Origin of the sequence: Paraburkholderia phenazinium (genome assembly GCF_900142845.1) — a bacterium.
In the GTDB taxonomy this organism is placed as follows: Bacteria; Pseudomonadota; Gammaproteobacteria; order Burkholderiales; family Burkholderiaceae; genus Paraburkholderia; species Paraburkholderia phenazinium_A.
On record NZ_FSRU01000002.1, the window covers coordinates 1,567,208 to 1,585,698 of the forward strand.

The 18,491-nt window shown below is 62.3% G+C and carries 13 protein-coding genes and 1 tRNA gene; 3 read left to right on the forward strand and 11 right to left on the reverse strand.

The window, feature by feature from the left end; genetic code table 11:
* Positions 1 to 50 precede the first annotated feature (50 nt).
* The 4 genes from BUS12_RS38915 to BUS12_RS24055 form a co-directional block, all read right to left on the reverse strand.
* Positions 51 to 129: transfer RNA gene (locus BUS12_RS38915), tRNA-OTHER, on the reverse strand.
* Positions 130 to 974: 845 nt separating this feature from the next.
* Complete coding sequence (locus tag BUS12_RS39450; protein WP_074299954.1) at positions 975 to 2,144, reverse strand: alpha/beta fold hydrolase; 1,170 nt, start codon at positions 2,142 to 2,144, stop codon at positions 975 to 977.
* A gap of 71 nt (positions 2,145 to 2,215) precedes the next feature.
* Positions 2,216 to 2,821, reverse strand: coding sequence for a hypothetical protein (locus BUS12_RS24050; RefSeq protein WP_074299955.1), 606 nt, complete (start codon positions 2,819 to 2,821; stop codon positions 2,216 to 2,218).
* Between the two features lie 70 nt (positions 2,822 to 2,891).
* The gene (locus BUS12_RS24055) at positions 2,892 to 3,986 is read right to left on the reverse strand and encodes an NmrA family NAD(P)-binding protein (protein WP_074299956.1); all 1,095 of its coding nucleotides are present in this window, start codon (positions 3,984 to 3,986) and stop codon (positions 2,892 to 2,894) included.
* Between the two features lie 230 nt (positions 3,987 to 4,216).
* On the opposite strand from BUS12_RS24055, the gene BUS12_RS24060 reads away from it, so the two are divergent.
* Together BUS12_RS24060 and xth are read left to right on the forward strand one after the other, a co-directional pair.
* A complete protein-coding gene (locus tag BUS12_RS24060) occupies positions 4,217 to 4,723 on the forward strand; it encodes a winged helix-turn-helix transcriptional regulator (protein WP_074299957.1) in 507 nt (168 codons plus the stop codon).
* Between the two features lie 161 nt (positions 4,724 to 4,884).
* Positions 4,885 to 5,661 carry an exodeoxyribonuclease III gene (gene xth, locus BUS12_RS24065; protein WP_074299958.1) on the forward strand — a complete coding sequence of 259 codons (777 nt, stop codon included), beginning with the start codon at positions 4,885 to 4,887 and terminating at the stop codon, positions 5,659 to 5,661.
* A 23-nt stretch (positions 5,662 to 5,684) separates the two neighbouring features.
* Here the strand turns inward: xth and BUS12_RS24070 are convergent, their stop codons facing one another.
* The 4 genes from BUS12_RS24070 to glnA form a co-directional block, all read right to left on the reverse strand.
* Positions 5,685 to 7,817, reverse strand: coding sequence for a prolyl oligopeptidase family serine peptidase (locus BUS12_RS24070; RefSeq protein WP_074299959.1), 2,133 nt, complete (start codon positions 7,815 to 7,817; stop codon positions 5,685 to 5,687).
* A gap of 99 nt (positions 7,818 to 7,916) precedes the next feature.
* Positions 7,917 to 9,428, reverse strand: coding sequence for a nitrogen regulation protein NR(I) (gene ntrC / locus BUS12_RS24075; protein ID WP_074299960.1), 1,512 nt, complete (start codon positions 9,426 to 9,428; stop codon positions 7,917 to 7,919).
* A gap of 34 nt (positions 9,429 to 9,462) precedes the next feature.
* The gene (gene glnL / locus BUS12_RS24080) at positions 9,463 to 10,605 is read right to left on the reverse strand and encodes a nitrogen regulation protein NR(II) (RefSeq protein ID WP_074299961.1); all 1,143 of its coding nucleotides are present in this window, start codon (positions 10,603 to 10,605) and stop codon (positions 9,463 to 9,465) included.
* Positions 10,606 to 10,798: 193 nt separating this feature from the next.
* Positions 10,799 to 12,214, reverse strand: a complete 1,416-nt coding sequence (gene glnA, locus BUS12_RS24085) for a type I glutamate--ammonia ligase (protein ID WP_074299962.1) — start codon at positions 12,212 to 12,214, stop codon at positions 10,799 to 10,801.
* A gap of 457 nt (positions 12,215 to 12,671) precedes the next feature.
* Between glnA and BUS12_RS24090 the strand changes: the two genes are divergently transcribed.
* On the forward strand, positions 12,672 to 13,136 hold the full coding sequence (locus BUS12_RS24090) for a rhodanese-like domain-containing protein (protein ID WP_074299963.1): 465 nt from the start codon (positions 12,672 to 12,674) through the stop codon (positions 13,134 to 13,136).
* Positions 13,137 to 13,317: 181 nt separating this feature from the next.
* Here BUS12_RS24090 and BUS12_RS24095 read toward each other — a convergent pair whose 3' ends face one another.
* The 3 genes from BUS12_RS24095 to BUS12_RS24105 all read right to left on the reverse strand — a co-directional run bounded on the left by BUS12_RS24095 (position 13,318) and on the right by BUS12_RS24105 (position 18,295).
* Entirely contained in the window at positions 13,318 to 16,269 is a 2,952-nt protein-coding gene (locus tag BUS12_RS24095) for a GH92 family glycosyl hydrolase (RefSeq protein ID WP_074299964.1), read from the reverse strand.
* 327 nt (positions 16,270 to 16,596) lie between these two features.
* Entirely contained in the window at positions 16,597 to 17,442 is an 846-nt protein-coding gene (locus tag BUS12_RS24100; protein ID WP_074299965.1) for a competence/damage-inducible protein A, read from the reverse strand.
* Positions 17,443 to 17,461: 19 nt separating this feature from the next.
* Positions 17,462 to 18,295 (reverse strand): EI24 domain-containing protein, encoded by an 834-nt coding sequence (locus tag BUS12_RS24105; RefSeq protein ID WP_074299966.1) that lies wholly within the window; start codon positions 18,293 to 18,295, stop codon positions 17,462 to 17,464.
* Positions 18,296 to 18,491 lie beyond the last annotated feature (196 nt).

Consider the following 18,491-nt stretch of genomic DNA (forward strand, 5'->3'; position numbering starts at 1 on the left):
TAATCCACTTTTTGACTCAGGAAGAAAACTTCAAAAACTGATGAAATCTTTGGTGGGCCGGGTGGGAGTCGAACCCACGGTGTCCTTTCAGAGGCGGATTATGAGTCGCCGCATGGAAACGAGCGGCCCCCGGTACAGAAAGGCAAAATCCATGCGTCGAACAGCGCATATCCACTAGATCACGACTGGTTATCTCTCCACGCTCGCCGCCTCATTAAAGACGACTGTGCGGCATCCGTAGTCTGGGCCGAGGGCAAATTCGGCGACGATTCGATGATCACTGCATCGGATTCCTAATCATATAGGTTAAATCTCGTCCGGCCGGCCTGTATTCGATCGGCTAGTCCCCTCCTTCGACGCCGTCAGAAATGACCGTGAGTTACCTCTATAGCTGGGTTACTGCGGCATAGCGCACGCACCGGCGTATGAGCGGCCTGTGACTTGCCCTGAACTCTCGAGAAACATGCGCAAACTGCCCCTTCTCCTCCGCCTGGAATTCCACTCCGTTCCCGCAAGAGCCATCTGTCGTGTAGGGGCAAACGTGGGGGCAAAATCCACCCCAAACGAAAAAGGCCCTCAAAGCCGAAGCCGTGAGAGCCTTATATCTGTTGGTCGGGGCGAGAGGATTTGAACCTCCGACCACCTGCACCCCATGCAGACATTAGCGCCTGCGACAACCTGCACCTTCGGGACTGTGACCGACACGATGATTCCGAATCGTTCCGCGATATGCTATGAGCGACTACCTCCCAAATATGTAGCTAGATGTGTAGCCAGAAGGGTTTCTCGTTCAAGAAGCAGCCACGAAACCCTTATCTGACTGGGATCATGGCATCTAAAACTGAACAGTACGACATCGTACAAAACTTCCAGACATAGAGACCAAGGAGCTTGACCACATCCGTAAAATCATGACGGGCTACGGGCGTGGTCCATGCATGACCTCGGTGATTGCAGTGTTATGCCTAGCGTCGCTACTCGCCTGCCTGCGACGGCATATCGCCCAGCCACTGCATGAATTCGCTCACATGCTGCGCCCAGAGATCGGGACGCATCATGGTGAAATGGCCCGGCGACGATGACGTGCCCTGCTGCACCATGTACCTGCCTTGCTGAAGCGTCGGAACAAGTCTCTCGAGGACCTGCAGCGAGTCGGGATTGAACTCGTCGTCGGAGAAGTTCAAGGCGAAGAGTTTGGTCTTGATCCTGGGAAGCGCTGGCTCGGGATCGTAGCTGAATGACGACTTGAGTGAATACAGGATGTCGTTCGCATCGACGTGTTCGGCCTGAAAGCGAGTGGTCGCGAGGAACTTGTCCGCCGCCGCGCCGTCGGGAATTTCCTGCTGCAGCGCGGGCGCGCTGTCGATCATCATCCGCAGTACCCTGAAACCGCCGATCCAGCCGCGCGGCGTTTGCGTGTAGTCCCCGTTCTTCCAGTCAGGATCGGAGCGGATCGCGTCGATCACCATACGCCGCCAGAGCAAATTGCGGCCCGAGACTGTAATCGGCAGCGAGACCACCGGCATCACGCCGTCCATCATCTCGGGATACATCTCGGCCCATTGCCATGCGTTCATGCCGCCCATCGACATACCCAGAATCGCATGCAGATGCCCGATGCCCAACGTTTCGGTCACCAGCTTGTGCTGGAGATCGACGATATCGCCGTAATCATAGTTCGGAAATTTCGCCTTCAGTCCGTCGCTAGGTTTGCTCGACTGGCCGTGGCCTACGTTGTCGGGAAAGATCAGATAGTAGCGGTTCGCGTCGAGCGGACGACCCGGGTCGAACAGCGCCTTCGTGTAAGTGGGACTCAGCAGCGTGCGGCTGTCCGCGCCCGTCCAGTGCAAGACCAGGACGGCGTTGTCGACGGCCCCCTGGGCATTGCGATGCGGCGTGCCGAGCGTTGCGTAGTGAAGCTTCAACCGCGCCAGCGTCTCGCCGTCCCGGAATTTGTAATTGTCGAGCCAGGCATCGGCCTGAACGGCCGCCGGATTCACGCGCTGGTCCCACGGCGCAGCTCCATTGGCGGAAGTGGCGGACGGTGCATTGGACTGGGCCGATGCGATATCCGCGAACATGGGGCCGAACACCAGCAAGCCAAACAGCGCGCTGGCTGCGGCACGGGTACGACGAGACTTCATTATGATTTCCTTGCTTGGTTGGGAAAGGCGTGTACGCCTCGATTCGGCTCATGCCATTACAGCGGCATGCTTTACGTGGCGTTAGACAGGCCTGGGCAGCGACGCAGCAGGTCGAACGCCATGATGTGGCTCGCCCCCGAAATTCCGACGCCATAGAACGGGATCAAGGCCATCGGCAGCGTTTGGATGCCGGACATGCGAGGATCGTTGAGCAGGAAGTAGGTCAACCCGGTACCAACCGCCACGACAAAATCGGCAAACCCGAACAGGTGGAAGACCAGATACCGGTTGCGCGTCTTCGGCAGCAGCGTGACGCCGAGGGCCAGCAATCCTGCAATGAGATCGCCCCACCCCGCGTTGCGCACGAACGCCTCCGGCAGGAGGTCATGCGCCCCGTACCAGAAGAAGACCAGCGCGGCCGCGATGCGCCAGATGTGGAATGCTGTCAGCGTCCGCAACCCGATGGTCTCGATGTATGCGCGAAACCTTCTGGACAGTGCGTATACAACGACCGGCGCCACGATTCCCAAAGCGATGAGGCCCGCGAGCGACAGCGGGTAGACGGCACGATAGACGCCCGCTTCGGCGGCGGCGGCAACAGCCAGTCCCCAGATGATCAGTACTCCCAGCAAAACGCGCGGCCCGCTGCTCTTTCCGATTTCAACTATCTGATTCATCGTAAATATCCATTAGTTAAACTAAATTGTTGATCCACTTCCAGCTCCTTCTGGAGGCGATGCCGGAGAGTTACAGTTCGCCCTTTCTACCGTCTTCGGATAGCTTCAGAAGCGGCATCGACTTGAACAGGCTTTCCGGTTGCACACGCTCCCAGAGGTTTCCTTTCCCTTGCTGCCGGCCGCGCTCGTCTTCACGACGGAGCCACTGTTCGACGGTCCGGATGCGGCCCGGATGGATTTCATCGAGCAGCGCGTAGTCACGCTGGATCACGCCGTGCTTCCAGATGTTCCAGAACCCGGTGAAATTGTCGCGGAAGCTCATCGTGCTCTTGTCGTTCGGATCCGCGTTGTATCCGGCAGGCAGGCTCGCGGCCATCTTGAGCGGGCCGTTCCAGTACGTGTCCAGATCCGTGTCGATATAGCGCGCCGGATGCCCGGTCACCTGCTCGAACGCCTCGGCTAGTTTGTGGTACTCGACCTGCTCGATCGCGACTTCGAGATCCATGCCGTTCGAGCGCTCGGGATGGTCGAACAGCCAGCGTGCGTAATAGCCGCAATCGTCCAATGCGACGTGGGGCACCGAGCCGTTGCCGAGTGGCACGCGCCAGGTCAGCACGCCGTCCTCCACGATCGGCATCATTGGCGTCATGGCCGAAATCGCCATCTCCATGTACGGCCCTGTGGTGAACACGGCCGCGCCCATGCGGTCCCGGTTCGTCTGGTTCTGGAACAGGATCCATTCGCCTACGCGGCCTTTGCCATCATAGTGGCCGGCGCGGAAGCGGGAGTCGTAGCCGGCCTTCTTGAGTGCGTAGTCGAGGTTGCCGTACACGAAGAACTTGATGCCTTCTTCCAGCGCGATTTCGTAGCAACGGATCGCCCAATAGATCTCCGTTTTCTCGCCGGTGTTGAATCCGTCGAGATTGATGTATGCCCCGTCGCAACCACGGAAGCCTTCCCGAAGGACGGCTTCGTCGGCGAACGTGCCTTTCAGGATTGATACGTTGCCGAGTGCGAGCAACGCCTTGGCCCGCCGGGAATCTGGATCCCGGCTCAAAGCCCGGACAGAATATTTGCCATCGGCGACGAGCGCGCTGATGACGGGCAGGCCCTGCGCGCCAGTGCCGCCAACGACGAAAATCCTGGAAGTGGCGTGGGAGGTCATGATCGATTCCTCAAGTTTGATTGAACGGGCATCGGAACCGCCAACACTCATCACCGGGGCGGGCCACTAACTCTTATAATAAGAGTTAGTGGCCCGCCCGGCAAGTACTTTCCAGTTCTTTGGTCCATGACGAGGCCGCGGTGCCTCGTGGAATCGTTCTGCCTGATCACGGCCACTCTTATAATGAGACTTACCCGGCGACGATCGTCGGGCTACTAGGGACACAGTGCATGCGCTCGAAAGGTTTCGACGGAATGGTGTGCTCGATCGCTGGCGTGATGGCGGTGATCGGCGACCGATGGGGTTTACTGATCCTGCGCGATCTCGTCTTTGGCCTCAGCCGATATGACGAGTTTCGCCAGTCGTCGGGCATAACCAATGCGACGCTCAGCGATCGACTCAAGCACCTGGAGACCAACGGTCTCGTCGAGCGCAGACGCTATCAGGTAAATCCGGATCGATTTGAATATCTGTTGACCCGCAAGGGTTGGCAGATCGCCCCAGTGATGCCGGTACTCGCCGAGATAGGGGATAGGCTGGGGGTCTCCGGGGCGCAGGCGCCGCCGATGAAGTTTGTGAATCGGAAGACTGGGGCAGAGGTACGATGGAGCTTTATTGATCAGGAGACGGGCGAGCAACTGAGCGCCGCAGATCTGGCCATCAAGGAAGGGCCGGGGGCGGACGACCTAGTCCGGTGGCGCTTGTCCCAAGGCGAACAACGCCGCCAGAAAGGATAATCAGAACGGGGGTTATCGCGAGACGCTTAGCCTACGACGCAGGGCTGGCGTGGCATGTGAGCCCTGCGTATTCGCACCGTATGTGAAATCGTATATCAATATGTATGTCATTAGCGAAGCCAAGTGATATATCTATTTACAATCAATATCTTAGACATTTGATGAAAATCGCCACCTGGAACGTCAATTCGCTGAAAGTCCGCCAGCAGCACGTCATCGACTGGCTCGAAACGAGCCAGACCGACGTCCTGTGCCTGCAGGAACTCAAACTGACCGACGACAAATTCCCGCGCGCCGAGCTCGCGGAAAAGGGCTATCGGAGCTGGTACGCCGGCCAGAAGACCTATAACGGTGTGGGCATTCTGGTGCGCGAAGGCCTGAACGTCGACGAAAGCACCATCGTGCGCAATATCCCCGGCTTCGAGGATCCGCAGCAACGCGTGATCGCCGCGACGATCGACGGCGTGCGCATCATCTCCGCCTACTTCCCCAACGGCCAGGCACCGGGCACCGACAAGTTCGCCTACAAGCTGCGCTGGCTCGAAGCGCTGCACGATTGGCTGGTGAGCGAACTCGCGCAGTATCCGAAGCTCGCGCTGCTCGGCGACTACAACATCGCCCCGGAAGATCGCGACGTGCACGATCCGAAAGCGTGGGAAGGACAGAACCTCGTGTCGCCCGAAGAGCGCGCCGAATTCGTCCGCCTCGTCGGACTGGGGCTGACCGACGCGTTCCGCAAGTTCGAGCACCCGGAGAAAATCTACTCGTGGTGGGACTACCGGATGATGGCGTTCCGCCGCAATGCGGGTCTGCGCATCGACCACATCCTGTTGTCCGGGCCGCTGGCGGCGGCCTGTACGTCCTGCGACGTCGACAAGGTACCGCGCAAATGGGAGCAGCCGTCGGACCACGCACCGGTGGTCGCGCAGCTTAGCTAGTCCCTGAACCGCTCATGAGCCGCTCATGAGCCGTTCAGACAGCGCCACAGAAACTCATACTCCATCGCGTCGTGAACGGCCTGCTCCAGCTCATCGGAGCCGCCGCCATGGCCGCCCTCCGTATTCTCGCGATACCACACGCCCTCAGCCCCCAGCGACTGCATGCGCGCCACCATCTTGCGCGCGTGGCCGGGATGGACGCGATCGTCGCTCGTCGAAGTCGTGAACAGCACCGGGGGATACGCCACGCCGGCCCGTACCTGATGGTAAGGCGAGTAAGCCGCGAGCACGCGTGCCTCCTCCGGCTCGTCCGGGTCGCCGTACTCGTCGATCCACGACGCGCCGGCATGCAGCAGGTGATAGCGGCTCATATCGAGTAACGGCACCTGGCACACCACCGCGCCGAACAGCTCAGGGCGCTGCACCATGCACGCGGCCACCAGCAGGCCGCCGTTGCTGCCGCCCCTGATGCCCAGTTGCGCGGCGGTGGTCACGCCGTCGTCGATCAGCGCCTGGGCGACCGCGATGAAATCGTCGAAGGAACGCTGACGGTTTTCGCCTTGTGCCGCGAGATGCCACTCGGTGCCGAATTCGCCGCCGCCGCGGATATGCGCGACCGCGAACACGCCGCCCTGCGCAAGCCAGCCGATCCCGGGCCCGGTCAGATAGCTCGGCGTGAGCGGAATCGCGAAACCGCCGTAGCCGGTCAGAAGACACGGGCGCGTGGCCACCGCCCCGCCCGCCTCGTTCGCCTCGCGCCCGGCCTCAAGCAGCGAACGCGGACCGATCACCGTGTACGGCACGCGCGTGCCGTCGGCGGAGCGCGCATGACCGCGCTTCACCGCATAAGGCGTCGCGTCGAACTGGGTCGGCCAGCGATCGAGCAATTCCCATTCGGCCAGATCGTCATGCGCCAGATCGGCGAGCCAGTACTCGGGCGGCAGCAGGTAATCGTCGACGTCGACAAACACCTCGTCGTTGAGCGTCGGCTCGATGGGCGAGACGTCGACCTGCGAGCTCGCGCGCGCCGGAAAGTCGCGCGACGACCACTGCCACTCGCCGCTCTCGGACTGCTGCGGCTGCCATAGCACCGTCTTGCTCTGCACGTCGTCCAGATACGAGACGATCAGGTGATGGCGCGTGTGGGTCCAGTCGCATGCCGAGGTCTGCGGGTTCGGCGTAAAGAGCGCGACGAAGCGGCGCTCGCCCGCCAGAAACTCGCGCTCGCGGATCGCCAGCAGCGCGCCGCCCGGATAGAGCGCGTCCCCGCATGACCAGTCGAGACGCGGCTCGAACAGCAGCCAGCCTTCCCAGCCGCCTACCGCGACATGCTCGGGCACGTCATAGCGCTGCCACGCGCCGGCGGCCTCCAGGTAGAACGTTTCGGAGTCGAAAAAATCGACGCTGCGCACCACGGTATGACGCAGATCGATCGGATCGTAGTTCGCATCGACGCTGATGTCGTCGAACTCGCCACGGAACACGACCGGGGCATCGGCGAGCGCGGTGCCGCGCGTCCAGCGCCGCACTTCGCGCGGATAGCCCGAGCGCGTCAGCGTCTTGCCACCCTTGTCCCAACCGACGTAAAGCGTATCGCGATCGATCCACGACACCGCATGCTTGCCCGCCTTGGGCACGCTAAAGCCGCCGTCGACGAAGCGTTGCGCGTCGAGGTCGAACTCCCGCACCACCACCGCGTCCGAGCCGCCCGGCGAGAGCGTCACGAGCGCGCGATCGCCGTCCGGATAGAGGATGTCGAGTTCGACGCACACCCACGCCGTGCCCTCCGCCGCGCCGAGCGCATCGAAGTCGAGGAGAGTCTGCCAGACCGGCGTGCCGTTGCGCCAGCTCGCCCATGGGGTGCGGCGCCAGATGCCTTTGGGGTTGTGCTCGTCCTGCCACAGGTCGTAGGCCCAGTCTTGCCAGCGATCGGGAATCACGGGCCGCTCGCGCGGCAGATAGGCCTCGGCGAGGCGTTGCGTCAACGTCTCGAAGCGCGCGCCGCTGCACCATGCGGCGCGCGTGCGGGCGTTCTGCTGTTCGACCCAGGCCATGGCGGCCGGGTCGTCGAGCAACTCGAGCGACAGGAAGGGATCGGGAGAGTGCGGCCAGTGCGGCCCGGAAGACGAAATCGAACGCGAAGCGGAAGCAGGCATGGTAGGCGCCGTAATGGAACAACGACGATTATGCCTTGTGATCCGCCTCGCGCTTGCGATGGGGTGGCGACGCACACCACTCCATCGCTCAAATACCCATCAGGGCTCCAGATTGAGCTCCTGAATCTTGCGCGTGATCGTATTGCGGCCAATGCCCAGCCGCTCGGCGGCCTCGACCTTGCGTCCGCGGGTGAAATCGAGCGCTTCGCGAATCACCGCGGCCTCGAAACGCCGGGCGAGCTCGTCCATCACATCGGGGGCGTTCTCGCGCAACATCCTTGCGACTTCGGTGCGCAGCCCGCTCTCCCACACGGCGGCCGCGGCAAGCGGCATCCCCGGTATGGCCGGCAGATGCGACGACACGGCGGCGCCGTTCGCAGCCGACTGCGCCACGCCACCGCCGCCCGCATCGCCCGTCAGCACGCCACCCGCCGCGATCTCGACCGAACCTGCCTGCGCCGGCACCAGATCGGGCGGCAGATCCTTGATCTCGATGGTCTGCGCCGGCGCCATCACCGTCAGCCAGTTGGCGAGATTCTCGAGCTGCCGCACGTTGCCCTGAAACGGCAGCGACGCCAGATACGCCAGCGCCTCCTCGGACACGCGCTTCGGCTCGACGCCCAGATCGCGGGCGCTCTTCTGCAAAAAGTGGCGCGTCAGCAGCGGAATGTCTTCGCTGCGCTCGCGCAGCGCCGGCAAGCGCAGCCGGATCACATTGAGGCGGTGATACAAGTCCTCGCGGAACAGCCCCTGACGGACACGCGATTCGAGATTCTGGTGCGTCGCGGCAATCACCCGCACATTGGCGCGCAACGGATTGTGGCCGCCGACCCGATAGAACTGGCCATCCGAGAGCACGCGCAGCAAACGCGTTTGCAGATCGAACGGCATGTCGCCGATTTCGTCGAGAAACAGCGTGCCGTTCTCGGCCTGTTCGAAGCGCCCCTGGCGCATGGCCTGCGCGCCGGTGAAGGCGCCGCGCTCATGGCCGAATAGTTCGGACTCCAGCAGATCTTTCGGAATCGCCGCGGTGTTCAGCGCGATGAACGGTCCGTTCGCGCGTGGGCTATGTCGGTGCAAGGCGCGCGCCACCAGTTCCTTACCGGTGCCTGATTCGCCGGTAATGAGCACGGTTGCCGCGGAATGGGACAAGCGCCCGATGGCGCGAAACATGTCCTGCATCGCCGGCGCCTGACCGAGCATTTCCGGTGCATCGGCGACGCGCTCGTCCCACGTCTGCTCGCCGCGCATGCTTTCGTCGACGGCGCGGCGAATCAGTTCGACGGCCTTGTCGACGTCGAACGGCTTGGCGAGGTATTCGAAGGCGCCGCCCTGAAACGCGGCCACGGCGCTGTCGAGATCCGAGAACGCGGTCATGATGATGACGGGCAAGCCCGGCACCTTGTCGCGCACCGTCTGCAGCAATTCGAGGCCCGAACCGCCGGGCATGCGGATGTCCGACACCAGCACCTGCGGGCTGTCGTGATCGAGCGCGACTGCTGCGTCGCGCACGTTCGCGAAACTGCGCGTCGCGAAGTTCTCACGGGCAAGGGCCTTTTCGAGCACCCAGCGTATCGATTGATCGTCGTCTACTATCCAGATCGGCTTCATATGGTCGGTCAGAAGTCTTTAGGTGCGTGTGGTATTAGCAGTCGAGCGGCAGCAGAATCTGAAACTCGGTGTGACCCGGACGGCTTTCCACTTCGATCAGCCCATCGTGCTGCTGCACGAAGGTCTGCGCGAGCGTGAGACCGAGACCGCTGCCATCGTCGCGCCCCGAAACGAGCGGATAAAAAATGCGGTCGCGGATGTCCTCCGGAATGCCAGGTCCGTTGTCGATGATATGCAAGTCCAATGCCAGCTTACATAGACGTTTCGCAATGGTGATCTTGCGCGCCACACGCGTGCGCAATTCAATTCGTGCGTCGCCCTGCGAAATCCGTTCGCGCAGCGCTTCCGCTGCATTACGAACGATATTGAGGACGGCCTGAATCAGTTGTTCCTTGTCGCCGCGCAGATCGGGCACGCTCACGTCATAGTCGCGCTCGATGGTGAGGCCGCGCGGAAATTCCGCCAGAATCACGGCCCGCACGCGCTCGCACACTTCGTGAATATTCACGTCGCCCACGATATGCGGATGACGGTGCGGTTCGAGCAGGCGGTCGACCAGCGTCTGCAGCCGGTCCGATTCCTTGATGATGACCTGGGTGTACTCGCGCAATTCGTCGCGTTCGCGCACGCCCAGTTCGAACTCCAGCAATTGCGCCGCGCCGCGAATGCCGCCGAGCGGATTCTTGATTTCGTGCGCGAGATTGCGGATCAGTTGCTTGTTGACCGCGGTCAGATCGTTGATGCGCTCTTCGCGGTCGGTGCGCATGTGGCGTTCGTTTTCGAACAGCTCGAGCAGCACATAGTCCGGCGCGCCTTCCAGATACCCCACGATCGCATGCACATGCAGCGGCTCGTGGCCCTGACGCTCCAGCACCGCGTCGAGGTGCGTCGCGTGAAAGCGCTGTTCGGCAATCGAGGCGATCGTCGCGATCAGTTCGTCCGAATTCGCGAAGATGTCCGGCCACGCCATCTGCGTCAGTTGCCGGCGCGAGAGATCGAGCATCGCCTCCGCCGAGGGATTCGCAAACGCAACGCGCAGCGTGCGCTTGTCGAGCACGAGCACGACCGTCGGCAAGGCCTCGAACCCCGTCAACAGACCGGAGTCCACCAGCTGTGCGTTTTCCGACAGCGGCTCGGTATGCCCTTTTCTTGCTTTGATCAGATTCTTCAGAACCATCTTGCAGTCTGGCCGATGAGAGATGGTGATACGACAGACGACGCGCACGTTGGTCTCGTGAACCGCAGCGCAAACGTTGCCTCGTGCTCAACAAAAAAGGGACGGCGCCGCCGTCCCTTTGTGACCCGCATTCGATCAGTCACGAGCGTCGGGCGCGCGCTTCGCCACTTGCGCGGCGAAGCGCCATCGCCGCTTACAGCGAGTAGTACAGTTCGAACTCGACCGGGTGCGTGGTCATACGCACACGTTGCAGTTCCGCTTCCTTCAGGCCCAGGTACGCGTCGATCATGGCGTCCGTGAACACACCGCCGCGCGTCAGGAACTCGCGGTCGCTGTTCAGTGCTTCCAGAGCCTGGTCGAGGCCAGCGCACACGGTCGGGATCTTTGCATCCTCTTCCGGCGGCAGGTCGTACAGGTTCTTGTCAGCCGCTTCGCCCGGGTGGATCTTGTTCTGCACGCCGTCCAGACCTGCCATCATCAGTGCCGAGAAGCACAGGTACGGGTTAGCCATCGGATCCGGGAAGCGCGTTTCGATACGGCGGCCCTTCGGGTTCGACACGTGCGGAATGCGGATCGATGCCGAACGGTTGCGCGCCGAGTAAGCGAGCTTGACCGGTGCTTCGAAGTGCGGCACGAGACGCTTGTACGAGTTCGTCGTCGGGTTCGTGATGGCGTTCAGCGCGCGAGCGTGCTTGATGATGCCGCCAATGTAGAACAGCGCGAATTCCGACAGGCCAGCGTAGCCGTTGCCTGCGAACAGGTTCTGGCCGTCCTTCCAGATCGACTGGTGAACGTGCATGCCCGAACCGTTGTCGCCCACCACCGGCTTCGGCATGAACGTAGCCGTCTTGCCGTACGTGTGCGCAACGTTGTGCACGATGTACTTCAGTTGCTGCGTCCAGTCGGCGCGCTGAACCAGCGTCGAGAACTTCGTGCCGATTTCGTTCTGGCCCTGGCCTGCGACTTCGTGGTGATGCACTTCGACCGGAATGCCGATCTGTTCGAGCAGCAGACACATTTCCGAACGGATGTCCTGGAACGAGTCGACCGGCGCGACCGGGAAGTAGCCGCCCTTGATGCCCGGACGGTGGCCCGTGTTGCCGCCTTCGAATTCCTTGCCTGCCGACCACGGTGCTTCTTCCGAACCGATCTTCACGAAGCAGCCCGACATGTCCGTGTTCCACTGGACCGAGTCGAAAATAAAGAATTCCGGTTCCGGACCGAAGTAGGCCGTGTCGCCGAGACCCGTGCTCTTCAGATAGGCTTCAGCGCGCTTTGCCAGCGAGCGCGGATCGCGTTCGTAGCCCTTGCCGTCGGCCGGTTCGACCACGTCGCAAGTCAGTACGAGGGTCGACTCTTCATAGAACGGGTCGATGAAGGCCGTGTCGGCGTCCGGCACGAGCAGCATGTCCGACGCTTCGATGCCCTTCCAGCCGGCAATCGACGAACCGTCAAACGCATGGCCGCTCTCGAACTTGTCTTCGTCGAATGCCGACACCGGCACCGAAACGTGTTGCTCTTTGCCGCGCGTGTCGGTGAAACGGAAGTCGACAAACTTGACGTCCTCGTCCTTGACGATTTGCATGACGTCGGCCACGGATTTACTCATAACCTATCTCCTGATTAACGAATTCGGCGGATTTAGCCGCCGCCCAAATCTAGCTGACCCGTCCCGGCACGTCTACCTCGCATTGCTGCCACGCTGCCTGCAAGCGCGACGCGGACGCCGAAAGCCGGTGATCGAATCGATCGGCACCAAATAAGCAGCTTCTGTGCCATGTGTGCGCCAAGCCGGCGCAGAGGCCTATCGCCACGCGCGTTTGCAGGGAATCGCCGCACCCTCGCCGGCGTGAACGAGCCCTCTTTCCTGAAACGTCGGCACCATCATAGGGCAATCCGGAAATGCTCACCGGATCGAATCCCTGTTTTGGGGCGTAGATGCCATTTTGCACTGTTTTGGCGCATTCAGTCTGGCGCCGGCCGCCACGTTGCGGTGTAGCGGCGCCGCACGCATGGCGAACCCGCCGCGCTAGAATGGTCATTTGGTCCGAAGGAGACTTGCTGTCATGAGTACGCTCGAACAGTTGTATGCCCAGGCCGAAAAGCGCCGCCTCGACAACCAGTTGCCCTATGCGGGCGCGTTGTCGCCCGCCGAGGCCTTCGAGCTTCTGCAACTCGATCCGCGTACCCGTCTCGTCGACGTGCGCACGCGCGCCGAACTGGACTGGGTCGGCCGGCCGGTGATCGGCGACGGTCAGTACGCGCATGTCGAGTGGACCCGCTATCCGGGCGCCGTGCCGAATCAGGAATTCATCCAGCAACTGGGCCAGAGCGCCGGCGCCGACACGCCCGTACTGTTTCTGTGCCGCAGCGCCGCGCGCTCGAAGCTCGCCGCCATTGCCGCAACCCAGGCTGGCTTCACCAAAGCGTTCGATCTGCTGGAAGGCTTTGAAGGCGACAAGGACGGCCAGGGTCATCGGAAGACGGTCTCGGGCTGGTGTTTTCGGGGCTTGCCGTGGATTGGGGCGTAAGGGCGGGTTGAGGTCGGCTTAAGGCTGGCGCCCCCTTCCTGAAGCACAACGCGCCGGCGACACATTGACTGCATCGTCGGCGCGGCATGTGACACTGCGATGATGCGGCATCGGGCCCGCTCGACTGACGGACGACGACCGCTTCGATCGTCGTCCACCGCCCGAACAGCACCCGACCCGCTTAAGGCGCGGCGGAGATACCGAAGACGTGCAACTTGCCGGCGCTCACCTGTCTCGGCAAGGTGACGCTCGCCACCAGCTTGCCGGGCGTCAGCGGCACCGTGTCCGCAAACAGATAGGTCTTGACGGCGTTGTTGGTGCCGTCGCCGGCATTGCGATACGTGGTTGTCAACGCGATCGGGTCGACCGGCGCCGCACTCCCGCCATTGAGGGTCCAGTCGTCGAAGGCGAGCGTGAACGGCATGGTCGTGCCGTCGGCGTAGGTCACGAGCGCGGCGCCCGAGCCGGGCCCGTTATTGGCCGAACCCAGCAGAACCAGCGAACGACCCGTCGTGCCAGGCGGCATGGCGATGGTCTGCCCCACTGCCACGGCGTTATCCAGCGGGCCGGCGGACAGGATAAAGCTGGCGCCGTTGAAGACGAACGGTTTGCCCGGCGCCGCGCCGGCCGCCGTCAATGCCTGCGACGAGTAGCTGTAGAGCGAGCCGTCGAAGTCCGCACCCAGGCCGTCCGTATCAGTGCTGCCGTCCGCGCCGATGCCGTGGTTGTTGAAGGCATCCGCCACGTTGCGCGCCAGCGGCACGCCATAGGACGGCGGCGCGTCGGCAGGGTCCGTGCCCCACTGCGAAGGCGACGACCCCATCGCGAAGTTCAGCGTCGCGCCGTTCGCCAGCGCGTCGACGTCGAGCCACGCACTATTGTGGACAGCGCCGTTGACGGTCAGGCTTTGCACATAATTCGCGGTGGGCGCGCCGGGTGCCCTGATGCGCAGCGTCTTGCCATTACCCAGATGAACGGTGATGGACGAAAACTGCGGACTGCCGATCGCAAAGCCGCCGACACCCGGAATCTCCGGATAGAGGCCAAGCGCCCCCCACACATACCATCCCGACACCGCGCCCAGGTCGTCATTGCCGGGCAAACCGTTCGCCCCGGTGCCGAAGGCGCTCGCCATGATCTGCTGGACGACGTTCTGCGTGCCCGACGGCGAACCGGCCCAGTTGTACAGCCAGGGCACCTCGAAGGTCGGCTCGTTGCCCATATAGAAATTGGGCAGGCTCGTCCCCGCGTTCAACACCGTGAAGAACGTGTTCAGCCGCGACACCACCGTCGTATTCCCACCCAGTTGGGCAAACAGTCCGGCCGGGTTGAACGGCACCATCCACGTGTACTGCTCGGCATTGCCTTCCACGTAGTTGTCGGTGCTGCTCGGGGTCTCCGGAATCCAGCTGCCGTCCGAGTTGCGCCCGGCGATCAACGGCGGCGTCAACGAGGTATTGAGCAGGTTCTGCCAGTAGGCCGAGCGGCTACGCAGCATTTTCTGGATGGTGGTATTGCCCAGCTCGCCGGCAAACTGCGAAATGGCGAAATCGCTGCTGCCGTATTCCAGCGTGGACGATGCCTGCCCCCACTCACCGCTCGTGATGTAGCCGAACTGCAGGTAACTGGCGCGCCCGCCGTTGGTCGTCACGCCATTGCACGCGGTGCCGGGAATGTTGGCCATCTGGATCATATGGCTCAGGGCGCCCGCGGTATCGAACGAGCGCGCGCCGAATCCATATGCGCCCGCCAGGATCAGCGAGCCGGCGTCGCCCGGCATCACGCCGTCTTCGACGTTGTCGTTGACCCAGTGGGGAATCGCGCCGCACTGATCCGCATCGTTCACGAGCGACTGCGCCATGTCGCTGGTCTCTTGCGGAAACAGCGTGGCCTTGAGCGGAATCAGCGAGCGGTAGATGTCCCAGCCCGAGAAGCTGGTGTACTGCGCCGCATGGCCGGCGCTGACCGTGTGGACCTTCTGGTCGAAGCCGATATATTGGCCGTTGACGTCGCTGAACACGCTCGGCGCCCACGACGCATGGTAGAACGCCGTATAAAACTTCGTCAGCGCGGTGGTATCGCGGCTACTCACCTGGATGGTATTCAGGCGCTGATTCCATATTGCATCGGCCACCGCCTTTACACCGTCAAAATCCCAGGACGGATTTTCCCGCTCGAGATTAACTTTGGCATTGGCGACGCTCACGTATGAAATACCGATTTTCATCATGACCGTGCCGGCTTTACCGAAATTCATGACAGCACGGCCATTGGTAAAGGAAGAAGTGGATGCCAATGGCTGATTAAACTCGGCATAAAAGTACACTGGGACATTCGTTGCATTGCCGCAAAAATGGCCGCCGGTGGTACTGCCCGAAATAGTCCGGGCGTCCACCTGGGCGACCGAGCCGGCCACGCTCGTTTCGGTATTGGTATAGGTCGTGTCGAGCACGAGCGTCGACGGCTGCCGGTCCGGATACGTGAAGCGGCCAAAGCCCGTGCGCAGGGTCGCCGTCAGTTCGACCTTGACCTGGTTGTCGAGCAGCACGGAATAGGCGCCCGCTACCGATTTCTCGTTGGCATGGCTAAAGGTTTGGGCCAGTGGCCTGGTGGCATCCAGTGTCGGCATGACGGGGAATTCGCCGTCGTTGCCGGAACATCCCGCGCCGCTCATATGCGTGAGACTGAAGCTCTGGATCGACCCGATGTCGTAGTAGTAACCGGCCGGGGAGCCCGGCTCCGCGCTGTTCGACGGCGCCGGCGTGGTGTTCGTGTCGGGCGCCCATTGCACCATGCCGTTCGGCAAGCCGGCGGCCGGCACCACGCTGCCGGCCTGGCCGGCGGGCACCGGATTCGGCGAGTTGCTGGCCAAGGTGCCGATCAGCGGGTTGACGTATTGCGTCAAGCGCATGGCGAAGCGATCGTCGGCGGGGGTTTGCGCGTCGTCATTGGCAACGCTCAGGGCTGAATTGCTGGAACTGGAACTACCGCCTGCGCCGGTCTGCCCTGTGGCATGAAGCTGGTCCGCCGCCACGACGGCAGAGCCGGACTGACTGCCCGGACTATCTCCTCCACACCCTGTCAAAGAACCAATGATGATCAAAGCGGCCGTCAAACGGCGTAAATCTATCATGGCTGTCTCCTGAATTTTGTTTAGTCATCCGAATCATCCATTTAACAATGAAACCAATGACTGAAGCCATGCTATACGAGGCGCTCAAATCGCGTCAACTGATTATCTAATGCCGATTTATGTTTATTGGAATTTACTAAACAGACTAAAATCCCGCCGAAATACTCAATCATTCTCAAGCGGAGATGCCGGATCGGCAGGCGCCATCCGGTTATGCATAATGCATTTGATTTAACGAATTACCGGAATGGCGAGAATGCCGCGGCTGAAGGTGGATGATGGAAAGCCGCATGGATCAGCGGCTATTCCTATGGTGGCTGCGGCCTCTCAACCGCGCGGTTTGCCCGCGGCCGCGGCCACTGCCGCCGCTTCCGGCTCGACGATGTCGCCGCCCAGCAGATGCACGCCCTCGCGCAGTTTCACGAACGCCGCCGCAACGGCTTCCGGCTCGCCCTTCACACCCAGATCGATATGGCGCCGCGCATAGACGCCGCCCCGCTCCGCATCGCCGACGCTCGGCAAGCTGAACACTCGCACGCTGGGGAAATCGTGCTCGATCTTTTCCATCAGCGGCGTCAGCGTCGACTCGGGCAGTTCGAACACCAGCAAGGACTTTTCCGCGTGCGGCATGGCGTGATGCAGATGCGCGTACTTCGTGTCCAGCACCCACTCGATCATCGGCCACGCCATCACGGGAAAGCCCGGCACGAAGTGATGGTCGCCCACCGAAAAGCCCGGAATCTTGTTGTAGCCGTTCGGAATGATCGACGCGCCTTGCGGGTAGGTCCCCATGTTGAGGCGGTGACGGTTTTCCGGCGAATCGAGATCCACGGGATGGGGCGAATTGGCCGGATGGGTGTCGCGAATCCGCTCGCGGATCAGTTCCGCCGCTTCCGGATGCAAGGCAAGCGGCACGCCGAGCGCGGCGGCCGCGCACTGACGCGTGTGATCGTCCGGCGTCGCGCCGATGCCGCCCGTCGAGAACACGATGTCGCCCGACGCCAGCGTGCGGCGCAGCGTGGCGGTGATGCGCTCCGGCTCGTCGCCGATGTACTCGGCCCAGCCGAGCGACAGACCGCGCGCGGTCAGCAATTCGATGACCTTCGGCAGGTGCTTGTCGACACGCCTGCCCGACAGGATTTCGTCGCCGATGATGATGACGCCAAATGCCATTGCGGCCTCGCAGATAAATTCAGTAGGGAACCACGGGCGCCACCTGACGCGCGCCCTGCTCTTCCGCGCGCATGCGCTGCAGCGCGCGCAGACAGTAATAGCCGAACCATAGCGCCGAGAAGACGAGGATGAACGCATAAATCCAGATCGTCACGGCCGTGATCACGGGGAACAGCACAATCAGCCAGACCGACGTGGCCCAGATCAGCGTCGGCAGCGAACCCAGCAAGCCGCTCGCGACGCCGATCAGCAGCAGCGGCAAGCGGTAGCGCCGCACCAGCGCGCGCCGTTCGTCGCGGCTCGCATGCAAGGCAAGCGCGTCGTAGGTCATCACGCGGTAGGTCAGCCAACCCCACAGCAGCGGCGGAATCAACGCAAAAAACGGCGGAATCAGCCACAGCGGCAACGTAAGGACCAGCAGCACCAGGCAGACGAGCGTGGTCCACAGCGCTTGCACGAGACTACCGTACCACGTTCCGCCGCGGCGCATTTCGAGGCCGGCGAACTGCCGCGCGGACAGATGGCGGATCACGCCCGGCATGGAGAGCGTAGCGATCAGCAGCAGGATCGTCACGACGATCAGCGGAATCGCCATGGCGATCACGATAAAAGGCGCGAGCGCGGTGTGCAGTGCGGAAAAACCGAGCCAGTCGAACAGGTGGTAAAGCGTGGTGGTGAACGACCAGCTTTCGAGCCACGCGCGCGTCGTGCCGATCAGCGTTTGCCAGGAAAACCAGAGAATCACGCCCCATACGACCGTTGCCGCGAGAAACGGCAGGAAGGTCAACCAGAGCATCCGCGGATGGAGCGCGCTTGCGAGCGCGCGCCCAAACGAGCGCAACAGATCATTCATGCGAGCCAGTGCGAGTGAGCGAAACGATAGGACAGCGGGAAGCCGCAAAAAATCCGTCGCGAGCCGCGACGTGCGAAGTCTGCACAGGATAAACCACCGGACGGGGCGCCGGTAGGGGCGCCCGGCGAGCCGCCGGCATGGGCGGCGGCACGGGCGGCGTGGGCGGCGAGCCAAAGATCAGAGTGAAGCCGCGCCG

Coding starts and splice junctions, on each gene's coding strand:
- BUS12_RS39450 (WP_074299954.1), bottom strand. CDS start 2,144: ATGAAGTCTCGTCGTACCCGTGCCGCAGCCAGCGCGCTGTTTGGCTTG.
- BUS12_RS24050 (WP_074299955.1), bottom strand. CDS start 2,821: ATGAATCAGATAGTTGAAATCGGAAAGAGCAGCGGGCCGCGCGTTTTG.
- BUS12_RS24055 (WP_074299956.1), bottom strand. CDS start 3,986: ATGACCTCCCACGCCACTTCCAGGATTTTCGTCGTTGGCGGCACTGGC.
- BUS12_RS24060 (WP_074299957.1), top strand. CDS start 4,217: ATGCGCTCGAAAGGTTTCGACGGAATGGTGTGCTCGATCGCTGGCGTG.
- xth (WP_074299958.1), top strand. CDS start 4,885: ATGAAAATCGCCACCTGGAACGTCAATTCGCTGAAAGTCCGCCAGCAG.
- BUS12_RS24070 (WP_074299959.1), bottom strand. CDS start 7,817: ATGCCTGCTTCCGCTTCGCGTTCGATTTCGTCTTCCGGGCCGCACTGG.
- ntrC (WP_074299960.1), bottom strand. CDS start 9,428: ATGAAGCCGATCTGGATAGTAGACGACGATCAATCGATACGCTGGGTG.
- glnL (WP_074299961.1), bottom strand. CDS start 10,605: ATGGTTCTGAAGAATCTGATCAAAGCAAGAAAAGGGCATACCGAGCCG.
- glnA (WP_074299962.1), bottom strand. CDS start 12,214: ATGAGTAAATCCGTGGCCGACGTCATGCAAATCGTCAAGGACGAGGAC.
- BUS12_RS24090 (WP_074299963.1), top strand. CDS start 12,672: ATGAGTACGCTCGAACAGTTGTATGCCCAGGCCGAAAAGCGCCGCCTC.
- BUS12_RS24095 (WP_074299964.1), bottom strand. CDS start 16,269: ATGATAGATTTACGCCGTTTGACGGCCGCTTTGATCATCATTGGTTCT.
- BUS12_RS24100 (WP_074299965.1), bottom strand. CDS start 17,442: ATGGCATTTGGCGTCATCATCATCGGCGACGAAATCCTGTCGGGCAGG.
- BUS12_RS24105 (WP_074299966.1), bottom strand. CDS start 18,295: ATGAATGATCTGTTGCGCTCGTTTGGGCGCGCGCTCGCAAGCGCGCTC.